Origin of the sequence: Synechocystis sp. PCC 6714 (genome assembly GCF_000478825.2) — a bacterium.
Classification (GTDB): domain Bacteria; phylum Cyanobacteriota; class Cyanobacteriia; order Cyanobacteriales; family Microcystaceae; genus Synechocystis.
On sequence record NZ_CP007543.1, the window covers coordinates 87,249 to 108,692 of the forward strand.

General features: G+C 43.4%; 20 protein-coding genes and 5 pseudogenes. 9 read left to right on the plus strand and 16 right to left on the minus strand.

Features of this window, described 5'->3' with window-relative positions; genetic code table 11:
• Positions 1 to 9: 9 nt before the first annotated feature.
• Genes brxC through D082_RS16405 form a run of 5 tightly spaced genes read right to left on the minus strand, consistent with a single transcriptional unit; the run spans position 10 to position 5,983 of the window.
• On the minus strand, positions 10 to 3,585 hold the full coding sequence (brxC, locus tag D082_RS16385) for a BREX system P-loop protein BrxC (protein ID WP_028946553.1): 3,576 nt from the start codon (positions 3,583 to 3,585) through the stop codon (positions 10 to 12).
• Positions 3,579 to 4,193, minus strand: a complete 615-nt coding sequence (locus D082_RS16390; RefSeq protein WP_028946554.1) for a DUF1788 domain-containing protein — start codon at positions 4,191 to 4,193, stop codon at positions 3,579 to 3,581. Before D082_RS16390 ends, brxC begins: the two co-directional genes overlap by 7 nt.
• On the minus strand, positions 4,190 to 4,792 hold the full coding sequence (locus D082_RS17915) for a DUF1819 family protein (RefSeq protein WP_071880933.1): 603 nt from the start codon (positions 4,790 to 4,792) through the stop codon (positions 4,190 to 4,192). The genes D082_RS16390 and D082_RS17915 overlap by 4 nt, the downstream gene beginning before the upstream one ends.
• A gap of 32 nt (positions 4,793 to 4,824) precedes the next feature.
• Positions 4,825 to 5,409: a CopG family transcriptional regulator gene (locus D082_RS16400; RefSeq protein ID WP_028946555.1), complete on the minus strand. Its 585-nt coding sequence runs from the start codon at positions 5,407 to 5,409 to the stop codon at positions 4,825 to 4,827.
• Positions 5,402 to 5,983, minus strand: a complete 582-nt coding sequence (locus D082_RS16405; RefSeq protein ID WP_028946556.1) for an ArsA-related P-loop ATPase — start codon at positions 5,981 to 5,983, stop codon at positions 5,402 to 5,404. The genes D082_RS16400 and D082_RS16405 overlap by 8 nt, the downstream gene beginning before the upstream one ends.
• A gap of 227 nt (positions 5,984 to 6,210) precedes the next feature.
• Between D082_RS16405 and D082_RS16410 the strand changes: the two genes are divergently transcribed.
• The 7 genes and pseudogenes from D082_RS16410 (at position 6,211) to D082_RS18660 (ending at position 10,991) form a co-directional block, all read left to right on the plus strand.
• Positions 6,211 to 6,891: an HNH endonuclease gene (locus D082_RS16410; protein ID WP_028946557.1), complete on the plus strand. Its 681-nt coding sequence runs from the start codon at positions 6,211 to 6,213 to the stop codon at positions 6,889 to 6,891.
• 137 nt (positions 6,892 to 7,028) lie between these two features.
• Positions 7,029 to 7,330, plus strand: a pseudogene (locus D082_RS19200) (HNH endonuclease).
• Between the two features lie 56 nt (positions 7,331 to 7,386).
• Positions 7,387 to 8,031 (plus strand): MerR family transcriptional regulator, encoded by a 645-nt coding sequence (locus tag D082_RS16415; protein WP_028946558.1) that lies wholly within the window; start codon positions 7,387 to 7,389, stop codon positions 8,029 to 8,031.
• Positions 8,028 to 9,794: a macro domain-containing protein gene (locus D082_RS16420; RefSeq protein WP_028946559.1), complete on the plus strand. Its 1,767-nt coding sequence runs from the start codon at positions 8,028 to 8,030 to the stop codon at positions 9,792 to 9,794. Before D082_RS16415 ends, D082_RS16420 begins: the two co-directional genes overlap by 4 nt.
• Positions 9,795 to 9,899: 105 nt before the next feature.
• On the plus strand, positions 9,900 to 10,142 hold the full coding sequence (locus D082_RS16425; protein ID WP_028946560.1) for a DUF433 domain-containing protein: 243 nt from the start codon (positions 9,900 to 9,902) through the stop codon (positions 10,140 to 10,142).
• Positions 10,139 to 10,492: a DUF5615 family PIN-like protein gene (locus D082_RS16430; protein ID WP_028946561.1), complete on the plus strand. Its 354-nt coding sequence runs from the start codon at positions 10,139 to 10,141 to the stop codon at positions 10,490 to 10,492. The genes D082_RS16425 and D082_RS16430 overlap by 4 nt, the downstream gene beginning before the upstream one ends.
• A gap of 334 nt (positions 10,493 to 10,826) precedes the next feature.
• Complete coding sequence (locus tag D082_RS18660; protein ID WP_158506528.1) at positions 10,827 to 10,991, plus strand: hypothetical protein; 165 nt, start codon at positions 10,827 to 10,829, stop codon at positions 10,989 to 10,991.
• Here the strand turns inward: D082_RS18660 and D082_RS16435 are convergent.
• The gene (locus D082_RS16435; protein ID WP_369796152.1) at positions 10,969 to 11,586 is read right to left on the minus strand and encodes an IS5 family transposase; all 618 of its coding nucleotides are present in this window, start codon (positions 11,584 to 11,586) and stop codon (positions 10,969 to 10,971) included. The genes D082_RS18660 and D082_RS16435 overlap by 23 nt on opposite strands.
• Positions 11,566 to 11,753 (minus strand): annotated as a pseudogene (locus D082_RS19485) (transposase); the annotation flags it as partial. The pseudogene D082_RS19485 and the gene D082_RS16435, both read right to left, overlap by 21 nt.
• Before the next feature lie 66 nt (positions 11,754 to 11,819).
• Between D082_RS19485 and D082_RS16440 the strand changes: the two are divergent.
• Positions 11,820 to 12,200 (plus strand): annotated as a pseudogene (locus D082_RS16440) (transposase); the annotation flags it as partial.
• Between the two features lie 8 nt (positions 12,201 to 12,208).
• Positions 12,209 to 12,580 (plus strand): annotated as a pseudogene (locus D082_RS16445) (recombinase family protein); the annotation flags it as partial.
• A gap of 172 nt (positions 12,581 to 12,752) precedes the next feature.
• On the opposite strand, the pseudogene D082_RS16450 reads toward D082_RS16445, so the two are convergent.
• From D082_RS16450 to D082_RS16490, 9 genes and pseudogenes are all read right to left on the minus strand, one after another.
• Positions 12,753 to 13,226, minus strand: a pseudogene (locus D082_RS16450) (hypothetical protein); the annotation flags it as partial.
• A gap of 195 nt (positions 13,227 to 13,421) precedes the next feature.
• Entirely contained in the window at positions 13,422 to 14,429 is a 1,008-nt protein-coding gene (locus D082_RS16455; RefSeq protein WP_028946565.1) for a hypothetical protein, read from the minus strand.
• A 22-nt stretch (positions 14,430 to 14,451) separates the two neighbouring features.
• The gene (locus D082_RS16460) at positions 14,452 to 16,776 is read right to left on the minus strand and encodes a hypothetical protein (RefSeq protein ID WP_028946566.1); all 2,325 of its coding nucleotides are present in this window, start codon (positions 16,774 to 16,776) and stop codon (positions 14,452 to 14,454) included.
• A gap of 176 nt (positions 16,777 to 16,952) precedes the next feature.
• A complete protein-coding gene (locus D082_RS16465; RefSeq protein ID WP_028946567.1) occupies positions 16,953 to 18,683 on the minus strand; it encodes a DUF262 domain-containing protein in 1,731 nt (576 codons plus the stop codon).
• Between the two features lie 196 nt (positions 18,684 to 18,879).
• A complete protein-coding gene (locus D082_RS19205) occupies positions 18,880 to 19,089 on the minus strand; it encodes a hypothetical protein (RefSeq protein ID WP_028946568.1) in 210 nt (69 codons plus the stop codon).
• A gap of 64 nt (positions 19,090 to 19,153) precedes the next feature.
• On the minus strand, positions 19,154 to 19,873 hold the full coding sequence (locus D082_RS16475; RefSeq protein ID WP_028946569.1) for a hypothetical protein: 720 nt from the start codon (positions 19,871 to 19,873) through the stop codon (positions 19,154 to 19,156).
• 252 nt (positions 19,874 to 20,125) lie between these two features.
• The gene (locus D082_RS16480; protein ID WP_144428766.1) at positions 20,126 to 20,386 is read right to left on the minus strand and encodes a hypothetical protein; all 261 of its coding nucleotides are present in this window, start codon (positions 20,384 to 20,386) and stop codon (positions 20,126 to 20,128) included.
• Between the two features lie 53 nt (positions 20,387 to 20,439).
• Positions 20,440 to 20,799: a helix-turn-helix domain-containing protein gene (locus D082_RS16485; RefSeq protein ID WP_081857710.1), complete on the minus strand. Its 360-nt coding sequence runs from the start codon at positions 20,797 to 20,799 to the stop codon at positions 20,440 to 20,442.
• A 41-nt stretch (positions 20,800 to 20,840) separates the two neighbouring features.
• On the minus strand, positions 20,841 to 21,404 hold the full coding sequence (locus tag D082_RS16490) for a site-specific integrase (RefSeq protein ID WP_028946570.1): 564 nt from the start codon (positions 21,402 to 21,404) through the stop codon (positions 20,841 to 20,843).
• Positions 21,405 to 21,444: the final 40 nt, after the last annotated feature.

Sequence of the window (21,444 nt, forward strand, 5' to 3'; positions counted from 1 at the left end):
CTAAATCAGCTACTTAATTTGTATCCGTTCCCCAGTGGCGATCGCCTTTTCGAGTTCCTGACGAAGGCGGCTTAAAAAATCATCAATATCCGCTTGGGTTTCAAGAAAACTATCCTGGCAAAGACGTTTCACTTCTAACACCCGGCGAGGTTTGAGCTTAGGCTGGGGTGGACTGCCTCCCCCCGAAATTTCTATTTGTGATGCTAGGATTGCTTGTTCAATTAACCGCATTCCTTGCTCAAAAGCCGATTCCCCTTCTTCCTGGGCATGACGAATATGGGCAATACTGCCCGAATGCTCCACCTCTTTAATTAACCGCTCCAAAGGGGCGATCGCCTGAGAGAGTAAAGCGGCATCTCCCCCACAATTACCAATCTCCGTGTCAATTTGGCCAAGGTAGGACTGAAGAGTAACCATTGCTTGCTGACGGGCATCACTGACCAACTGGTTGTTATAGGTGCTGGCCTTCTCCTTTAAGGCTGAGGCTTGGGCAAGAAAACCGTAGGGGCGTTTTTCCTGAAGAATTTTCTCCATTCGATCCAAGGCCTTCCCTGCTTCCGTATGGGATTCCAATTGGAGGCGATTTTGGCTTAGTTCTTGGACGGTGGCCCGTAATTGCTCCCAACTATGACGCTGATGGGTGTAAAAATTGCTTAGCTCTTGGTAATCCTCCTCCAAATCTAGTAAATCGTTTTTGCTGGTTAGAAATCGCTTTAGGAAACGGAGGGAATTGTTTTCCCCCATCAACGGTCGCAGGGTCTGACGACAACGGTCAATTTCTTCTGCGCCGGGATAGCCCGCATGGGCCAGGGTGGCAAACTCATTCAGAGCATCATCCCAATCCCGTAACTGAGCTTGGAGGGTCTGAAAAAGTTTATCCTCTTCCTCCGGGAAAATTTGTCCCCAGAGTTCCTTACCGAGGGTTTGGGCCTGCTTGATTAATTGGACATCGGCAATTTCCCGTCGTTGGAGCAGAGCTTTTCGTTGCTTTCCCGGTAGGGTGAGGTAGTCATAGGCCTGCTCTAGGGGGATGGGGACTTTACTGATCTCCAACAGTTCGACTTCCTTGAGTACCATCAGTCGGGCCAATAATAGGGCCACCTCCAACTCCGGCCAACCATAGGGGCGATCGCCAAAACGTTTATTGATTAAGTCATAGACAACTACTTGCTGATTTTTCAAGGCGGCAAGTTGTAGATACTCCCGCAAATCATTTAACGCTTCGGGGTTTGCCTCCGGCGTATTTAGCCCTAACGATGTTTGCTCAACGTCATTCGCCCGCAACAGCGTTTGGATTTCCTGCTTAGGATTAGGATGCTGGTGTTGGATATGCCCCATTTTAGGATAAGCATTGACAATGACATACTCCAAGGCTTCCCCCAGGGCTGATTTGGGATCAGAACTGCGAATATCGAGCTGATAACCGCTGGCAAAATAGCAAGCAGATTCCAACATGGTTTTGATAATTGCCAATAATCGGGCCCGTCGCCCACGATTTTCCCCATGGCGATCGCCCAAAATACGCTTAGTGGTGTCCGGTAAAGTACCACTCTGTTTGCTTCTCAGATAGGACTCGGTTTGAATGTAAGTCCGTAACTCCCGCCCTAGGCTGACATCGTCAGGCAGGCGAATTAAGACCTGGTGTCGTTCATGGCTCGTTTGCATTAGGCAGGCTTCATTGCCCGATAGGGTTTCGTAGGATTCCCCTAGGGGACTAGCAAAAATCACCTCTAAACTGCCTTCTGTGCGGGAACCAATGACTTGATCGTCGCAAATACGGTTAAAGCTAAAATCCTTGCCCGTCTTTTTATATTTATGTTTATTCTCATCCCCCAAAATATCGAGAAATAACAGGTTTCCCAGTTCCCGCTCTTCTGCGCCAGAGGCAATGGGGGTGTTCTTAATTTCCCGGCCAATGTCCCGTTCCTCATTGGTCAGGAAGAAATACAGGTCCCCATTGCGGGCAATGAGGGTTTGTCCTTCCAAACGGGCTAAACATCTCTCAATGGTTTTCCGTAGCGACAGGCGATCAGCATCAATTTCATCTACACAGAGAGTTACTAGGTTGTCCACTGTTCCCGGCAACTCTTCCACATAGCGAATTAAGAACAGAACCTGGAGAATTTTGATGTCGAAGGGTTGCAGGACATAATTTTCAGCGGCCTGGTCAATAGTGCGTTTAACAGTGGTGTCGAGGAAGCTTTCCACTGCCGGATAAAAGGAATAGAAGGGCACCAGCTTACCAATGGGTTCCCGCCCCAATTGCTTCGCCGCACTTTGGAATGCATCTAGGGTTGAGCGTTCCCCCTCTGAAAGATGTAAGCCCGTAGCCCCCGCCTTACGAATTGACACAAACACTTTTTGTACCAATATAAATTGGTAGGCGGCAAAAGGATAGCAATCAATAAATTCATTAACATCGGCATAGGTTTTGAAGGTTGTTCCAGCATTCACAAAGGAAAGCTGATTGCGCAAAATGTCCTGTTTGCCTTCATAGGCTTCACTCAATGGCGATCGGGCCGTTGAATTTTTTAGCAAGAGACGTTTCTGAATGACTTCATCGACGTTGTTACTGGAGAGGGATAAACGGGTTTTAAATCGTCCTTGAATCTTAGAAAAATCGTGGGATTTAGTGCTTTTCAAATCTCCGAGTACCGAATCCAAGTCTTCCTGGGAAGTTACCACCACCCAAACCCGGCCTTGGCAAATTGTCCCTAGTTGTTCGGTAATTGTCTGAAGATTCAGCATTAGATGGGTATCGTTACCAATAAACTGCCCCACCTCATCCACCAAAAACATGAGCCGGTGGTTGGAGCCCTGACGATCCAAATAGCGTTTTGCCCAGCGAGCAAAGTTTTCCACCGTCAGACTAAAGTTATCCCCCCCTTGATCAACCCATTTTTCTACTGATTCTGTGCTCTGTCCCAGGGCCTCTGTCAGCGCACTGACAACTTGATCTCGGTAAAATTCCCAGGCATCCCGTTCTTCTAGCCAAGAACTGCCGGCAGCTTGCTCAAAAGCTTGATGGAAAGTAGCCAACTTACCTTTTTCGTCCAAATGCCTTTCTAAGTGGGCAATGTGGGGATGGTCGCCACTATAACCTTGTTTCTCATTCAATACCCGCAGAAATACCTGTAACAGGGTATCTCTTCCCTTGCCATGGTCAGCTTTGCTATCAATATTGAACAAAATAGTATCAGTGGGGATGGCCATGACCCGTTTCAGGTCGGCAAATAGCATGGGGTCCGCAAACTTATCCGTGAAAAAATCCACTGCCCGACGGGTTTGTCCATTGACGCTATGCTCGGCATTTTCCAGCAGGTAGGACAGCACTTTAATCAAGTGAGATTTGCCGCAACCAAAAAAGCCGGATACCCAAATGCCATTTTTATCTGCCGCTCCTACCCCCGATTCCATTGCCTCCAACAGGACAGCAATAAGAGCACTAAAATGCCCTCTCAATTCCTGGGTAACCACAAACTCCTCTAACTCTTGCCAAACGGAGACTGAATCCAGTTGGTCAGCTTTAACTACTCCATTGATATTGCGATCAATGGAGCGATCAAATAGGTCTTGAATCAGCATTTTGAGGTCTCCCTGGGCACTAAAGAAAAAGCTCGGTAATAAGGCTCGGTTCCCGGTTTGGCAGACTCAGAAGCTATGCCGCCAAATAAGCGCAGGGTTTTGCCATCAAAACGCCCCGGATAGAACATTACCAATGGCGTGTGGCCCAGAATGGGATGGAGACAGTTCAGTAAGCTATGGGCTCGCAATAGGGGCCAGACACTCCCCACCCCGGATATTAGCAATAGGTCATATTCCTCTGGTTGATATTCTGCTCCAATAAAATCTCTAATTTTTTCCGCTGTTAACGGACCCTTCAGAGCTTTGAGTAAACCCCCGTCTCCCTTTGATTGCTCCAGCGCGATCGCCTTATCTAGCAAACTCCGCTGGTTGAGATAAGCCACAACCAGGTCCAATAGATTTAAATGCAGTACCTGAAGCTGACTATGGTAATTGTGAAGCCTTTCTAACATTAACCCTAGATATTCCCGCATGTGTAATTCTTCACTAGCATCGTAATCAAACACATAGCAGGCAATCTCATTACCAATGCCTCGATTAGCCAAAAATTCTTGGCTGGTGATGCGGGAGAGAATTTGATTCCAGCGGTGAGTTAGATCAGCAGTCACTCCATTGCCTCCAGACAACGTAGAGCATATTTTTCGTCTTTTTCTCTAAGATAGTGCCGTAGCTGATCATCAATAAATACATTTTGCAACATTAGGCTACGACTATCTTTGAGGTAACCTACTTCGGACAAAATACGAAAAACGCTGGAACGTAACCGTTTAACCGTTGACGGCCCCCAAGAGGGCATAAATGGGTCTCTGCCCCGACAAACTTCAATGTACTCACTCCACATCCAGTTTTCGAGCTTAGGGGCAAACAAACCTCTCTGCTCACGGATAACTACATCCATAAAGTCCCCCAAAAGTGGGCTCTCCTTAACTGCTCCTGCAAAAACTGTTTGGGTAGCTTGCTGGCGATCGCCATCCCGAATCAGTAACCATAATGACTCCCCTAGGGCCTCTATGCGGTAACGGAGTAGCCCTGCAATTCTTTTTATCGATTCAACATTGCCAATTTGAAGAACATTTTCCTCCAGAATTTTCCTTTGCCAATCCCCATCACTAATTTTCTGTAGGAGTAAGTCGGCAATAATACGAGACTCCCGCAGACGGAGCCCAGACCTAGCAATGCTGACCGTATATCTAGCGGTGGTGCCCATGGGAACTGTTCTTTTTAGAAATGCTGAGGAATTTAGCTATCCTGCTCATTAGCCAACCATTGCTCAACAATTTCCTTTATCAAAGCTGACACATCCACCCCCCGACTTTGGGCAATGCTTTCCAGCTTTTGATCCCGCTCATTACTCAACTTGAGAGTTACCCGACGTTTCCTGACCTCTACTTGTTCTTGCCCTGCCTTCAGGGCCCGCTGTTCTGCCCGATGTTGGGCTAATCGTTCCATCGCTTCCGAAAGTGTCCCAGCCTGGGACACAATTGGTTCGTTTGTTGCAAGTTCAATATATCGATAGGCGGTGGATTTGCTTACTTCAATCCGTTCCAGCCAGCCTCGAAAGCCCCCAGTTTGGCGATCATAAGTAAACTGTTGTTTCGCCGTTAACAACGCTTTACCGGCAATTAAGCCAGCTTGGAGTGCATCCCCTAAATGGGATTGGAAAGACTGGTGAGCAGCTTTAACAATATCCTCCAGCTCCACTAGGGTGGCGCCGTTCATATCAATTTCTTTCAATGGAGTGATAGGGTCAGCCGCTTGGGCAAACAGACCTTGCTGTTCTGCCGACGTAACCCGAATTTCAGGAACTGATAGTTTTTTAGGCATAATTCTGTGTTTGCAACCACTGCCATATTTGCAGAATATCGCCCCCAGCGTCGGTGTCGGGAAAATCAGCAGCCACTAACCCCTGGGACCACCAATCTCGATGACTGGCTCGTTCTCGCACTGGGGTCAAGCAAATGGAGACATTTAAGGGAGCTAAGGAAGTTACAATTCCACCTGCATGGGCACGGGGATGAAGTCGATTAAGTAACATTGTTGTAGGTCGATGGGCATTGCGCACTAACTCCAAAGTGGCTGGCAAAGCATCTAGCGTTGCTTGGTCATACACCACTGGAACCAAAACCACATCAGCAACAGACAATGCGTCATGTACTCCGGGGACAGAGGCACCGGGTAAATCAACAATCGCTTTTTCTAGCGCTTTCAACCGAATTGCCACCCGGCCCAAAGACACATCCACAACTTCGGGATTATTAGACCCACGGCGATCGGCCCAGTAACAACAAGTTGCCTGGGGATCTGCATCAAGCAGGGGACTGGCAGAAATGACGGCTAAATTGGCGGCGATGGTACTTTTCCCAACTCCTCCCTTGCCATTAAATACGACTATCTTCACCAAGTTCCTCCGAAAAGATAAAAACCACCCGAACCATCGTAGCTACTTAATGCTTAATGGCGTAACCCACATGGAGCTATTGAGGTAACGATAAGTACTCGACTTGGAAAGAGCACACTGACCCATCAATATTTCCATCGAAACCCGACTAATCTTTGTTATCACACCTTCTAAGTTTTTGCTTTTTATGGGGAGCAAGGGGTCCCATAATCAAAATCCCCCGATTAGTGGCCGAAACAGCAAGAGCTATTTTTAGGCATGGTTCAATGCAAGCCTTGCGTGAAAGTGTTGCTAAGGTAAAGTCATTGGGATACCTTGACTTTACTTCTTGGAAAATCAATAAAGATGGCTATCTCTTCCTAACCCCTGGGAAGAGGTCAGAATTGTTTAAACTGCTTGAAAATAGTGGATTTTTCGAGTTTCACGAAACCAAGATAAGTAAGGATAGTGTTTATCAACATCAAGTTAGCAAATTCTTGGCCACGGGCTATGAGCTTTATGGTAGAGGTTACTACGCACGTAAAGGAGAGGTAGAAATCCATCACCTGGACGGAAACCAACAAAATAATGATCCTCGTAACCTACGATATGTTAGTCCGGGCTTGAATTATTTCATTGCGCGTTCCCTAAGATTTCCTTACACGGGAAACCAGTCAAACCGGATTACAGAGAGTGCTGAAGAAGCAAGAAATATGCTCAGATTAAGTTTAAAACGTACCCTCAATGTTCGAGGAAAAAGATTCAGTCAAGAGCAATTAGATTTTCTATTAAGCCTTAGAATAGAACAGGTACAGAATATCTTAGATGAGTGGTATCGCGCAGATAATAGCTACAATAATCTCATTAATAAAAGGGTTGAACAATTTTCACTGACTATGACTGCAGAGAGCATTCTAGGGAAGCTCTAAATGTCGTAAAAGGGGATGAAAATTTCCTTAAGTTATTAATCCTTGTACTTCATCAGGATGGAGGCTTATAGTCATTTCAAATAATTGCGAGACTGCTTAAGTCTTTATTGACAAGCTTTAATTACTACGGGTTCACTATGAAAGATGACCGTTATCCCTCCGACTGGTCTCAGTTGGCTCTACAGAAAAAGCAATCTGTTAATTGGACCTGTGAGTGGTGCGGGGTGCAATGCCTCAAACCTGGAGAGGGAAAGGATTGTCCAAGGAAGAAGGGTATAGGCTTATGATGGCAGTGCATCACTGTGATTATGATCCAGGTAATAACTCCCCCAGTAATTTGAAGGCTCTTTGCTCCCCCTGTCATCTTCACTATCACCGCAGGCAACAGGGGAACGTCACACCGGGGCAGTTGAGGTTGAAGTTTTCTTGCCTAATCTAATAATGACAATTAAAGTTGTCATTGACATTTTTGGACTGTGTGTTTAGGATAGTTCCATGAGCACATTGCAACAATTCAGCCAAGCCCCGAAACCTTGGTCCCTCGACGAATTTGTGGAAATAGTCAACGGATTATTGCCCCAATTTCTACCGGAAGAAAAGTCCCATACCAGGGTGCGGGAGGAGATGACTTCCCGGTTGGTGAGGCATTACACCGGCATGGGATTGTTGGATGAACCTCTCAAGGAGGGCCGAGAAGCCCGTTACCTCTACCGCCATCTTTTACAAGCCCTATTGGTGCGGCGTTTATTGGTGGAGGGTTACGGAGCTAGTGCCATCGACAATTTAGCCAAATCAAAAACCAATCAAGAACTAGAAGCATTACTCCAGGGCGGGGTGGTACTAACCCTAACCCCTGCTAATCCAGCCCTGAATTTCCTGCAAGAAATTCAACAAAGGTCGGCTAAATCTGCCCCTGCTCCATCCCAGTCCAGGAAAGTTGGGAAAGCTGATGATTCTAATTTAGAAAAAACTGCATTGCCAACCCCTTCCATTTGGACAAGGTTAGTGATTCTGCCTGGTTTAGAAGTCCATGTCCGCAATGATTTTTTGTTACCCAGTACCCATCAAGAGCAACAGAATCTTTGGCAACGGATTTTACAAAGTCTTTCCTCAATCAAGAAAAAAAGGTTTAACCAATGAATACGCCCCAAGTTACTTTTATTCCCCTCAAAAATGCTGTCTGTTCTGAACGGGCCGTCACCCTAGATTTAATTATTCGGATTACTCCCCTTTCTCCACCAGCAATGGATCAGCCCCGGCCAAGCTTGAACTTGGGGTTTGTTATTGATCGTTCTGGTTCTATGGAAGGTCATAATAAAATCACCTATGCCCGCCAAGCAGTGTGCTACGCCATTGACCAACTTTCCCCCGGCGATCGCCTGAGTGTGACCATCTTTGATGACCAGGTGCAAACCCTTATTCCTAGTACGCTAGCAAAGGATAAAGCCCAATTAAAACAGCTAGTGCAGGGGGTGAGACCTGGAGGTTGTACTGACTTGCATGGTGGTTGGCTCCAGGGAGGTATCCAAGTAAGCCAAAATCTCAATACTGAATTGAACCGGATTATTTTGTTGTCCGATGGTTTAGCTAATCAAGGGGAAACTAATCCTGATGTCATTGCCACCGATGCCCATGATTTAGCTCAACGGGGAGCCAGTACCACCACCTTGGGATTGGGGGATGACTACAACGAAGATTTGCTCGAAGCCATGGCCCGCAGTGGGGACGGCAATTATTACTATGTTGCTGATGCGGAACAATTACCGACTATTTTTGAACGGGAATTGCAGGGTCTGGCTTCCACCTATGGCAATAGGGTGACGTTGGCGGCCACTTCCCAGGCCGGTGTGCAGGTGTTGGATCTGTTGAATGATTTTGAGTTGGATAACCAAGGTCGTTCCCAGCTTCCCAATCTCATTTATGGCAACCCCATTGATGTGGTAGTGCGGCTAAAAGTCCCGGCTCTGAAAGAGGAACAGCCCCTGGGGACAGTGGTGCTTAGTTGGATAAATGGAGAGAGGCAGGAACAGACTGTAACCGCTAGCTTCCAATTGCCGGTGCTGACTAAAGCGGAATTTGAAGCCCTACCCCTTAACCAAGAAGTACAACAACAGGTGGCATTGATGATGTCGACCCGGGCCAAAAAGGAAGCCATGGAGAGGGTTGATCGGGGCGATTATGGTGGAGCTGGGCAGGTGTTACAGTCAGCCCGACAGGAGATTATGGGGGCTAATTTGCCGATGTCGGCCCCGGAAGCGGCGGCATTGGAAGATTTGGAAGAAAAGTTGAATGAGCGGCAGTTCAAGTCCTACCGCAAAATGTCCAGTGCCCAAAATTATCGACGCAATTATAATCGCTCTGCGGGGCATTCTGACTTACTTTATGCTTTCCAAAAGGTCCCCCGGCTGGGGGATATTACCAAGGAAAAAGTAGAAGCCATTGTCAATTCCACAGATCGTAATTTGTCCGATAGTGGTGCTTTATCCCGGGTCATTCATCGGGGGGCGGGGCCCGAATTGTTGCAGGCTTGCCGGGATTTACAGGGTTGTACCGTGGGGGGAGCCAAATTAACCCCTGGCTTTAATCTCCGTGCCAATTGGGTAATTCATACTGTGGCTCCAAAGTGGAAAGGGGGGAACCACGGTGAGGAAGAGCTATTAATCAGTTGTTACCAAAACTGTTTGCAGTTAGCGGTGTCCCACGGTATTCGTAGTCTGGCTTTTCCGGCGATCGCCTGTGGAGCCATGGGTTTTCCCTCGGAAATAGCGGCCCGCATTGCCCTTGAAACCGTTAGTAATTTTCTTCTCTCCAATATGGCGATCGGTTCGGTGGCTTTTGTTTGTGCCGATAAGACAACTTTGCAGTATTACCAAGAGGCATTTCAACGGGTGGTGGCTTGGTGATGTACTCTGGGCTATTCCTAATAAGTAGTCAAGCTATGATTAAGTTATTTCAGTCAGTTAAAGTTTTTTGTCTCTTTTGCAATTTTAAAATATTAATTACCGAAAATGAACAAACCTAATCTGTTGCTACAGCGTATCACAATTGACCCAGCTATATGCCATGGAAAACCTTGTATCCGTGGTCTCCGTTATCCTGTGGAAACTATATTGGAACTCCTCAGTTCTGGTATGACCATTGAAGAAATTCTTGAAGACTATGAAGACTTAGAGCGGGATGATATTTTTGCAGTGTTAGCCTATGCCACCAAGTTGACCCAAGTAAAAAGCATCCATAAAGTTATCGTATGAAATTCCTTGTTGATGCTCAATTGCCTGTTCGTTTATCTTATCTTCTTAAATCCATGGGTTATGATTCAGTTCACACAAAAGAGTTAGCTTTAAGAAATGCTACACCAGACACAGAAATTAATCTGATTTCAATTTCTGAACAAGGGATTGTGATTACCAAAGATTCAGATTTTTGGGATTCATTTTATATTCGACAACAACCTTATAAACTTTTATTGGTTACGACAGGGAATATTAAAAATAAAGAATTGGAGGACATTTTTATAAAAAACTTAGAAAAAATAACTAAATTATTTGAGGATTATTCTTTAATTGAAATGAGTCGAGATACAGTTACAGTTCATCAATAAAATTAGTAATCAAGTTATCTTAAATTTTCCGTTATTAAAAATATGGTCACTAACTCAATATCGGGAAATTATTAATCTAATAACGAGTCCCTATAATGGCTTTGCCGTTTCCAGATCAACTTTAGTAAAAAAATTTTAAAGTCAAATTTTACGAAATGTTAACAGGGGTTCGCCAACTTGATCCGTATTTTAAAAACTGGGATAGCATTATCGCAATTGGGCAGAAAACGGCGATCACCAAGGCTGACATCACTGTTGTCGACACGGCCTTGGAACCACAAAGCATACTATTTTTGTTCGTTTCTTCAATTGATAAACACTTAGAGGTATAACAATGACTGCTCAACCCCTGACTGCTGAGTTTGCTATTGAGCAATTAAAAATACTTTGTCAAGATGGTGACGTTTCCGAAGCTTTTCCGAATTTTGATAAGAGTAGCTATGATTATCAAGATATAAGAAAGTGTTTGAAAAGTTTTAAGCAAGCCTTTGAAGCATGAGATGAACCATGGCAACATAGAGCATTGTCTCACTGGTGGTAGGTAAATATTCATAATCCTTGCTTAAACGACGATAGCGACCAAACCAAGCAAAAGTGCGCTCGACTACCCAACGGCGGGGTAGGACTTCAAAGCCTTTTTGTCCCTGCTTTTTGCTGACCACATTCAAGGTCCAACCAAAAGTATGCTCCACCCAGTAAATAAAATCCTTTCCGCCAAAGGTGCTGTCAGTCCATATAACTTGCAGACACTGCCAAAGGGGAGCAAACCAGGTGCCAAGTAGAATCAGACCCTGATGGTCAGAGCGATGGGCACCATGGACGACAACATCGAGAAGTAATCCCATGGTATCCACGAGGATTGTGCGTTTACGACCATTGACCTTTTTTCCACCGTCATAGCCAGTTTCTTGCCCAGTTCCAGCCTTTTTAAGTGACTGTGAATCTAAACAACCGGCACTAGGGTGAGTATTTCTTCCAGCTTTGAGCCGAACTTTCTCACGGAAGATACGGTTTAATTTTTTCCAGGTACCATCTTCGTGCCATTGCTGGAAATAACCATAGACCGTTCGCCATTTAGGAAAATCATGGGGCAGAAGTCGCCAGGCACACCCCGTTCTGAGCATGTAAAAATAGCATTGAGTATCTCCCTCAGACTAGTTTTCCGTTTTCTTCCCCCAGTTTTTGCTTTGGGTAAATGAGGTTCTACCAATTGCCACTGGCTATCTGTGATGTCCGTGCTGTAAAATTCTCGGATTATCATTAATTATGGTGAAAATTTTATTCTTTTCACCATTTTCCATTCTTCACCCTACTTTTCAAACACGCTCTAAGAGTGATAGTGACCGAAGCAAATGCAAGTGAACGCATCGTCACAGCTTATGCTCTGATGAGTTTGCTTGAAGAAGGAACTCAACTCCTCGAGTCTGTCAAGAGCATGTTAGTAGACCAGGGTTATCGAGGTGATACCTTTGGGTTAGCCATCTGGCTCTTAATTCAAGCCAAAGTCCAGGTGATTAGTCGTTCAGGGAAGTCTTTTGAGGTCTTACCAAAAAGATGGATTATCGAGAGGACGCTCGGTTGGTTGAACTGGTATCGTCGTTTGAGTAAGGATTATGAGCATCTACCAGAAATGAGCGAAGCGGCTATTTATGCCGTGATGACTCGCATTATGTTGCGTCGTCTTTCTGCTACTTCTACCACTTTATAAATGGGCTCTTAGATCGTCTTGGTCGCAGTACCCGGCATTTAATTGATTTGATTACTACTTTAGATGGTCAAGGAATTCATTTTAAGAGTCTGACTGATTCTATTGATACCAGTTCTCCTTCTGGGCGTTTTTTCTTCCGTATTATGGCTAGTCTGGCTGAAATGGAGCGTGATTTGATGATTGAACGTACTCGAGCCGGTCTTCTCATTGCACGTCAATTGGGTCATAAGAGTGGACGTAAATGTAAAATGACTGATAGCAAGATTGAATCGGGCAAAGCTCTTCTCGCCCTTGGTCTTCCTCCCAGGGATGTTGCTAAGGATCTTGGGGTCTCTATTCCTACCTTCTATCGTTGGATTCCAGCTTCTTCTCTTTCTTAGCCTAGGTCTGCTACCCCTATATTTAGAAGCGTGGCTAAATGCTCAAATCCCCTATTTATAAGCTTTCTTATTGCTTAGCGTACGTTTTTTTCCCTTTTCTGTTGTGACCCCAATAATAAATCTTGTTCAATTCCTCATCGATAAAAGCCATCAACTTTTGCGTGGCATACTAGCTATCCATTAGGACAGTGGAGAAGCTCAGTTGTTTTTGCTCCACTCCATGCTGGAGCATCTCTTTAACGTGGTCTAGTTTGCTTTTCCTATCTGCTTTTTTGTCGTACAGACGGTAATCAATCACCCAGTATCGCCCTATTCCTGGGTTTACATAAACACAACTGACCAAGCCGATGCCCTTGACTAACCCGCCGGCGTTACCACTGTACTGCCAGTAGCTCGATTCGATTTTCTCGTTATAACTTTTGTCGAGGACCGTATCGTCGAAAACTATATATCCTTTTGATGATTCAATCAGCTCTGATTTTACTTGTTGCCACAGAAGACGGGGGGTGAGTTTTACCCCTTGCAAGTAACGTTTAATCCGGTCATGGCTGATACCTTCAAGGTGCTCTGCCAGATTCGTTAGGGTGTAATTTACTGGACTGCTCAGTAGATACTGGCAGTAATCCAAACGACTAAAAGATCTCATTTCACCACTTTACCTCTTTCCTCTCTGCGTAAGTCCTGTCAATGTTGCATCCCTTGCTGTCGTTGTAGAAGCACTTCATGAACAGGCTAAAAGCCTTTGCGTTAAGTATGGTTTCATGACTTTTCAGCAAGAGCCAATGAAGTTATATTTGCCAATGCAGACCATTGCCAAGCTCTTTTGAGTATGACAGTTTATCTATACCTCATCAAGGTCAAAAATTCTTGTCGCTGATTCAAGATCTGAGATGATGACATAGAATTTGCCGGTGCCTTTATTCTGATCAAGATACCAACCATCATAGAAGCCATATTTTTCAGTAAAGTATTTTTCTAAAGCGGCTTCTAGATTTTTTTCATTTCCTTCCCCCACTAGACTTGAGGGACAATGATCCGAAGCCCTACGATTACTAAGAAGAGGAGAAATATTAAATTTATAGCCAAAGAAACCTTTGCTTATGGTGCTTTTGTTGATGTAGCCATAGTCATAACCATCTTTACGAATACGAATAGTTTGTTTCTTGGGTCCAGTATATTTAATCTTAAAACCAGCTTCAGTTAAACGCCTTAAAAATTGCTTTTGTTCAGGCTTAAGATTAGCCTCAAAAAAATCTTCTAGTAGTTCGTCTTTAGTTTCCTGGAATTGATTAGAAGAGGAGGCATCCTTATCTTGACCCTTTTCCTGACCAGCATTAGGAACGAACGCATGATTTATCTCCCGCTCATGGTCTATACCGTGTTGGTAAAGAGCTTCTAACTTACTAACCTGGGATTCAATGTGCAACAGGGGCTGAATTTGTTGATAAATTGCCTCTGTTTCCTCTAGCGCAATGTTCAAGTGCATGAGTAGATCATTGCTAGAGAGACTATTATCTTCCAAAATTAGATCAATGCCTAGTCTTACTTCTCCATCTCGGGGATCAAACTCATAGCGCACATAGCGTTTTTTGTATTGCCTAGCCATCATTGTTTTGAGCACCTGACCCCGAATAGCAGTTTCCTCTGGCAAAGAAAAGGCTTTAGGAATAAAAATAACCAGGCGATCGCCATCTTCATCGAGGGCACAACAGACAACCAACTCCTTTTTTCCTTCTGGATTACAATAGTGTTCACTGCCATAAATTAATAAACAGGAATCATCCTTTTTGATATAGCGTAAATTTTCCTGATCCAGTGCTTTAGTAATGTTGCTAATGGTCATAGCCATGGTGCTTAATCTCCATGATGATTTAATCAGTAAAAATATAGTTGTAGTTAATTTCGTTGTCGTTGACCACCGAGCGCAGGAAGTTGTCGTATTGGTCAATTAGACCGACTATACCCCTTATGGCTCGCATTAACTGCTGGGGGGTTACCGGGCGATCGTCACTGTAGGGTAACTCTATAGATCCCCGCACTTCACCATCACTTTCATCCAATTCATAGCGTAGAAACTTAGTTCGGAACTGGACTGCCATGGCCGCTTGGGCAAACAACTCCTGTTGGTGGGCGGGGACAGTGTATAACCTGGGGCAATTAATGGTAATCACTTCTGCATTGACATCCTGGGAAATAACCATGATTATTTCTTGATCTCCATCCTGGTCAACATAGTCTTCAGTGCTGATAATGAGAATATATTGGCCATCTTGTTTTTGGGCATTAAGCTCTAATGTTTTGATTAACTCATCTAAATTGTTAGGCGCACTAGTGGCGCTGGAAAAAGGAAAAGGAACGTATTCTATACTTTCACAATCTGATGAAAAAAATGAATCGTTAAGCAGCATACTATCGATAACAAAATTATCTAAATTTATCAAATATTCACTCAAATTCTCTTTATACCAAGGATTTATTCTATCAGAAACTGCGGTAATGTCATAATGAAATTCTTTACAATTTTCAAATAATTTCCACAATTTAATTAATGTAAAATAAACAAAATATATTTTTATTTTGCATTCTTCAATATCAGCTTCTTCGATTAAATTAGTCAAACCCAGATATGAACCATCTTGCGCCTTAAAAATTATTATTTCTCTACCATTTTCTTGGGTCATCTCTGGTTTATCAAATTCGAGCCACGAAAATATGTTAATATTACCATTATCATTAATAATTAATGATTCCAGAGTCATAATGACAAAGCTATTAAAAATCCGAATATTATTACTTTCTTCTTTTAGAAAGATCTTGAAATGAGAATCATAATAAAAAGGAGCGTATTTATTTTGAGTATAATTTGCAATTATATTCGCTACCGAAGATATACCTGATTCGGGCACTAATACAAAAGCAGATTTAGTAAACTCATCAGAAGAATCAATAAAAAGAGCTATTTTTTCATCTTCTGGCAACGGACTCATTTTAGTTAACGTATGCATAGATTTCATCGCATTTATTCTTGTTTGTTTGTCCTCTGAAAAATAGGTCATCATATCTAAGTATATCGGCTGATCATTTTCTAGGTAAGCAACAGTTTTAAGTTCAAAAGCAAAGGGAGAAGCTTTGATCTCAATCTGACTCATAAGTTCTTCAAATGCTTCTTCATTAAGGCTATCATCAGCTAAAATTGATACGATCAGTTTTTCGATTTCCTGCTTATCAATTGTTGTAAATGTGTTCTCGTCAAAACGAACTGCTGTAACTATTTTCCCTCCCATATCGAAGGATTCTTTTGGTGAATTCAGTTCTATTTCCCAAAATCTTCTGGCAAGTAGATAACAGAATAGAGATGTGGCATCTCTTGTGATATGATTTTCCTGGTTAGTCACAATGTCCATGCAAAGATGCGCTCCATCTGGACTAGATTCATCTGGATAAAAATGAAAATCCATGACAGGAGTATCGCCATCAAGAACCATATAAATATCCTGGAATCCTTCCCAATCAAAATATTGAAATTCTTCTTTGTTGGGCAATTTGAGCAGTATGCCTTCCACCATTAAAATCAGGGGACTGGTGAAGTCAGCAGCAATATTACCGGGTTTATTGACGAATCTAATGCGGTAGTTAGAGTCAAAGAATAATGGTGGTTTGGGACGACCTTTATACTCCGTCACAACATCGGCTACTAACCGCTTTTTTCCATCTGGTAGAGTAACTGTTACTGTCTCTTCAAATATGTCAGAGCTGTCCCAAAATTGGGCCATTAAGTCTTGTTTACTAAAAAATATGTTGAGCCGATTAATTATTTCAGCTTTATCATCGGTGGGCGGCAAAAAGTAATCAAAGAATTCCCCCGCCTCATTTTCCTTTGATACCACTGCTGGTTGTGGAGTTGCGGTTGGTGCTTTAACCTTGTCTGTTGCTATGGGGTCTGGTTGCATTGATACCGGTGGGGATGGAGGTGGTGCTGAAATGGTAGCTTGACTCAGGGGTGCTAGAGGGGTAGTTGTCTGTTCTTGGGATTTGTTTTGGAGCACTATGCCAGTGGCTCCCATGCTTCCTCCCCCTAAAAGTCCAAGGGCTGTGAGGGCTGTGTTGCCGGTGACGAGACCTCCGACCATAATTACTAGCCCACCGCCAAAGCCGAATAGGGTGAGGGGATTAAATTTGGGTGAGTTGTTATTCATTGTTTTTGGAGGGAAGTAATTGTGTGAATTGATGACTGATGTTAATGTCGGGGAAAAGGTTTTCCAGTCCCTTCTCTAGTGCTAAAAGGCTTGGTATTGCTGGGGCTTCTTTTTTAATTCCTAGCTTTTCTGCTAATTCTTCGTAGGCTCTATGTTTATATTTATCTATGATATTTTTACATTAGATTCAGTCTCCAGATTTCTTTCAAGGTTTTGATGTAAAGGTTATGATTATCTTCGACTATTGAAGGTGTCCATGCTGGGAAGCTCAAAATCCTAGTAGTTATAGGAAAAGTTACACTTCCTCCTTTTTGAAAATATTCATTTTTCTTTTTTTCAAAGCTGTAGTTACTACCAGAAGAGTTTTTCTTGCGGGAGAGTAAAGCCAAGTTTCCTAGACGGTTGACCCAGCGCTCGTGATTTTCCTGATTCCAGCCTAGTTCTTTCCATTCTGGAGTTAAAGTTTGAGGTAAAACGTGTTCTATAGTCAGGGTTTTACTGTTAAAACTTTCACTTTTACCATTCTCTGCTAGGGCTGAATCTAAGCGCAAAAGGATGTACTTTCTTCTTGTTTTATCTTTATACACTTCACCTTCGAGATATTCTCGAATTAATTTGTCTTGTTCTTCCGCACCTAGAGATTTAGAAATAGTATCAATTGCCTCTGCTGAACTCTTTTGAGTTGCGAGAATAATGGGTCGGTAAGCACGGGCACGGGCATTGATATCGAATCTTAAAAGCATGATTGCGGCGGCGAATCTTTCTAGCTCTATCAGGAACCGCAAAAGTTTACTAGATTCATTTTTGTATCTGATCATGAATGATATTAAAGGAGCTTTCCAGTCATCATTATCCATTAAGTCAAGCCAGCGTAGATAATCATTAATAAAGTTTTGTACTTCTTGATCTTCGCATTCATAATTTTGAGCATTGATAATTTCTAAAACTTTTGAGGAGGGAAGCAATAGCTCATCAACGAACTTAAAGACATAGTCTTTGGGATATTGTGCCGCATATTTTGGCAAAACTCTTTTCCTATACTCGGTTAAGACACTCTTGCTTGGCCTTTCTTGATATTCAATCCTAAAAATATATGCAAAAAGAGATTCAAATTGACTCCGCCCTAAATCTGCCTCCATACTATCCCAAATTTCCGTATATTCTTTGCGTTTTTCTCCATCATCCATCTTGGATATAATTTCTGCCTTAAGAATATCGTTATGAGTTAAGTTTAATCCACGACTATTGATGGTAGAAAATATACGATATGCTTTTTCAAAATCCTTTGTACTTACAACTACGAGATAGCAGTGCTCGAGGATTTTTTCAACAAAATCGGTAAGCCACTCATCTTTTTCCTTCTGATTACTGTCTTTAAACTTTATTTTCAACTGCTTGTCTAAAAACAGAGCATTATCTCTTATACGTATCTGACTATCAGACTCAAATCCTGAATCTTGCTTGATCAAGGTCTCTATGCCATTTAAAGAATATATACTCTCATTAAAAAATTTATTGTCTTGTTTTCTTATTGTAAGACTGGGTTTTTTATTGCCACGCATATCCTTGGCAAAAAACAGTTTTTCTATTTCCAAGGAAGGCACACTTAAAGGAGGAAGATGATGACGAATAGCAGCAAATAATATTGTTAGCGTAGTGAGTCTTTGTTGCCCATCAACGACCTCGGCTTCCGGTTTACGCTCTGGCTTCACTAAAACCATACTACCTAAAAAGTATTCTGGTTCTTCTTCATCTTTTTGGTCTAATGCATTAAGAAGATCATTCCAAAGATCTCCCACTTGGTCAGTTGTCCAAGCGTAAGGACGTTGGTATTCTGGAATTTTGAACTGATAGTCTTTAGGGGAAAATATACCGCGCAAGTTGTGTTCGTTAACTTGAATTGTCATAATAAATTGTACTTAAAATTAAACTAAATTATTAAACAGATAGTAGGGCTAAGCGCCACCGAGGATTTTGGCTAGAATCCAAATGAGGGCAAATATTAGTCCAAAGATAAGCCAGAACATAAATTTGAATAGTTCTCCCATAATTTTAGTCCTCTGGGGCAGTAACTTTGCGTTGATTGAGGTTAGTTTTGGCTTTTTATCGTACGAGACAATTACCATCGAATAATTTGTGCAGGGTGGCATCGGAAGTTTTGGGGTGTTCGGCGATCGCACACCATTCTAGCCAATCTCGACTGCGGTAGTTTTTGGCAAGGGCACCGGTGGGACAATGGGGGGAACGGAAAGCAATGAGACGAGGGTAGGTGGGGATAGAACTTTTGGTGAACTTTTCTAAATAGGAATCCACGATTAAATCTGTCGGTGGACAATAGAGATTATCTGCTACAGCACAGTGTATATTCCCATCTTTATCAGTAGCGAGTTGAGTTAGTACTGAATCCTGAACAATTCGGATTTGAGGCTACATTAAAGCGTACCCACCGGTCCAACAAAGCTAAATCCTTTAATTTCGGCCAGACATACCTAAAAAAATCTGTTACCAGTTCATTTTCTTGCCACGGGACCCGCCGCTTTAACCCTTGCTCTTCCCAGATTGGTTCGACCTCCACCCCACTATTAACATGGAGCTTCGCTGCCATAGCCACATCCCAATCCCCAGGCTGGCTCAACCCCTGCAACACATCCACCGGCACATTCGGATTAATCAACAACGACTGCAACGTTTTCTCATCCCTATTGGCCGCCGCCCAACGCAAAAAACTAACCGGAGCCACTTCCCTCTTGAGCAAACTATTGAGGGAAGACTTGGGAAACTCCGACAACAGATTGGGATTTTCGATCAACAAAATATCGAACACCGGATTGTCCAACAATTGCTCCGGGAACAGGGAACCCAGTTTCAGTAACACCTCCGTCGGCGTATTGGGATTACTGACCAGAGCTTTGAGCAGGGGCTTATCGCTGGTGTGGCTCAGCTCCTCCAACAAATCCGGTGGCGCCATATAATTGGCCGCTACTAGCTTGGCCAACTTTGGGTCTTGGGCCAGTTCCCGCAGACGCTCTGGGCTAGTGGTTTCCGACTGGGCTTCCGCACGGGGAGTGAGCTTCTTGGCTGTAGGTATGATAGTCACCAGGGATATATCTACTATTAAGACATATCTCCGTGGGAGTGGAGCAGGGGTTTACAAAACGTAACTGGATTCAGCAAAAAATAATTTTGTTCTTTGGTGGAGCAAATAGATACAGCATACTTGCTCACGAAAAAAGGCCTTCAATTTTAACTCTGTGGTAACATTTAGGTCACTAAGCAATCTTGAACAATGAATGTCCAAGAATATCTCACAGTTAATGGTTCTAGTCCATTTCAGTCCTGGTTTAACCAACTAAACCCCCAGGCCGCCGCCAAAATACGGGTGGCGATCGCCCTTATCATTGTCCATGCAGGGAAGCAAATCATCCGTCATATCGATCAAAGCTTTGGGAAAAGCCCGATTCATTACCTGATTTAATCCATCTGCCTGAATCCTATTCATACGACCATCTTTAACCAGATTTTGGAAAGCACCAGCCAATATTTCGTCAGTCCAGCGCACCTGATACAAACCTGCTTCAGCTGCACAAAGCAGAGTATCCCGCAGGTACATTGGGTACAGTACACAAGAATCTAGCACCACTGGGAAAAGAACCATTGAAAATCCTAAATTTTCTCAGCCTGATAAAAACCGAGTTCCTGGCTAGTAGCAATTAATTCTGTTAAAGCAATCTGGCGATCGCCGTCTCGTTTTTGTCGATAATCAAGAATATCCTCCGCTTTGATTCTGCGATGGGAACCAATTTTAGTAAAAGGAATTTTTTCTTGATCTAAAAGTTTGTAGAGATAAGGACGGGAAATATTCAGTAAATTGGCCGCTTCTTGAGTAGTTAAATAATGTTTCTGGGGAATGAGTGTAATCCCTTTTCCCTGAGCTAATAAGGGGGTAACCTGTCTCAGCACTTGATAGAGAGATTCCGGCAAATAAATTTCTTCCCCATCCATACCAACCAATAAATGAATCATAGTTATCGTCGTTAACCCCTAGGAAAAACCCTAGCCCCGACTCAGAATGAAATAGTAGATAAAGCTTGCTCCTTCTCCTGTTCAGAAACCTCCAGATAATGGGACAACACATTCAAATTCTTGTGACCACTAATTTTCTGAATCACCCGTAGATTGATGCCCTTGCGACACATCATGGTTAACGCAGTGCGACGGAAAGAATGGGTCGATACTCCCCTCACTCCAATCCTATCCGTTGCCGCTTTCAAAATCTTGTGGGCCATGGAAGGATGTAGATGCGACCCCACCCGTTTTCCCCGAAAAACATAGGCAGATGAAAACCTAAAGCATTGTTGTTGCCGGTACTGATCAAACAAAACTTGTAATGCTGGGGAAATTGCCACAGTGCGACTGGATTTAGTCTTGGTTTTTTCAATGCGGAAAGTCATGGCATCGCTGGTGACATCAGCCCAAGCCAAAGAACAGGCTTCCCCAATGCGGCAACCAGTGTAAAGACAGATCCCGAATAGAAGGCGATCACGGGGAGTGAGCAAGCCAACGGTGAATAGGTCATGCAGTTCCTGCTCAGTTAATACTTTTGCTTGCCCCTGACGGTTAATTTTCATTCAATAATTCATCGAAAATATTGAATAAACTCCACAACCC

Coding starts and splice junctions, on each gene's coding strand:
- brxC (WP_028946553.1), bottom strand. CDS start 3,585: ATGCTGATTCAAGACCTATTTGATCGCTCCATTGATCGCAATATCAAT.
- D082_RS17915 (WP_071880933.1), bottom strand. CDS start 4,792: ATGGGCACCACCGCTAGATATACGGTCAGCATTGCTAGGTCTGGGCTC.
- D082_RS16400 (WP_028946555.1), bottom strand. CDS start 5,409: ATGCCTAAAAAACTATCAGTTCCTGAAATTCGGGTTACGTCGGCAGAA.
- D082_RS16415 (WP_028946558.1), top strand. CDS start 7,387: ATGAGCACATTGCAACAATTCAGCCAAGCCCCGAAACCTTGGTCCCTC.
- D082_RS16420 (WP_028946559.1), top strand. CDS start 8,028: ATGAATACGCCCCAAGTTACTTTTATTCCCCTCAAAAATGCTGTCTGT.
- D082_RS16425 (WP_028946560.1), top strand. CDS start 9,900: ATGAACAAACCTAATCTGTTGCTACAGCGTATCACAATTGACCCAGCT.
- D082_RS16430 (WP_028946561.1), top strand. CDS start 10,139: ATGAAATTCCTTGTTGATGCTCAATTGCCTGTTCGTTTATCTTATCTT.
- D082_RS18660 (WP_158506528.1), top strand. CDS start 10,827: ATGACTGCTCAACCCCTGACTGCTGAGTTTGCTATTGAGCAATTAAAA.
- D082_RS16455 (WP_028946565.1), bottom strand. CDS start 14,429: ATGGCTATGACCATTAGCAACATTACTAAAGCACTGGATCAGGAAAAT.
- D082_RS16460 (WP_028946566.1), bottom strand. CDS start 16,776: ATGAATAACAACTCACCCAAATTTAATCCCCTCACCCTATTCGGCTTT.
- D082_RS16465 (WP_028946567.1), bottom strand. CDS start 18,683: ATGACAATTCAAGTTAACGAACACAACTTGCGCGGTATATTTTCCCCT.
- D082_RS16480 (WP_144428766.1), bottom strand. CDS start 20,386: ATGTACCTGCGGGATACTCTGCTTTGTGCAGCTGAAGCAGGTTTGTAT.
- D082_RS16485 (WP_081857710.1), bottom strand. CDS start 20,799: ATGATTCATTTATTGGTTGGTATGGATGGGGAAGAAATTTATTTGCCG.
- D082_RS16490 (WP_028946570.1), bottom strand. CDS start 21,404: ATGAAAATTAACCGTCAGGGGCAAGCAAAAGTATTAACTGAGCAGGAA.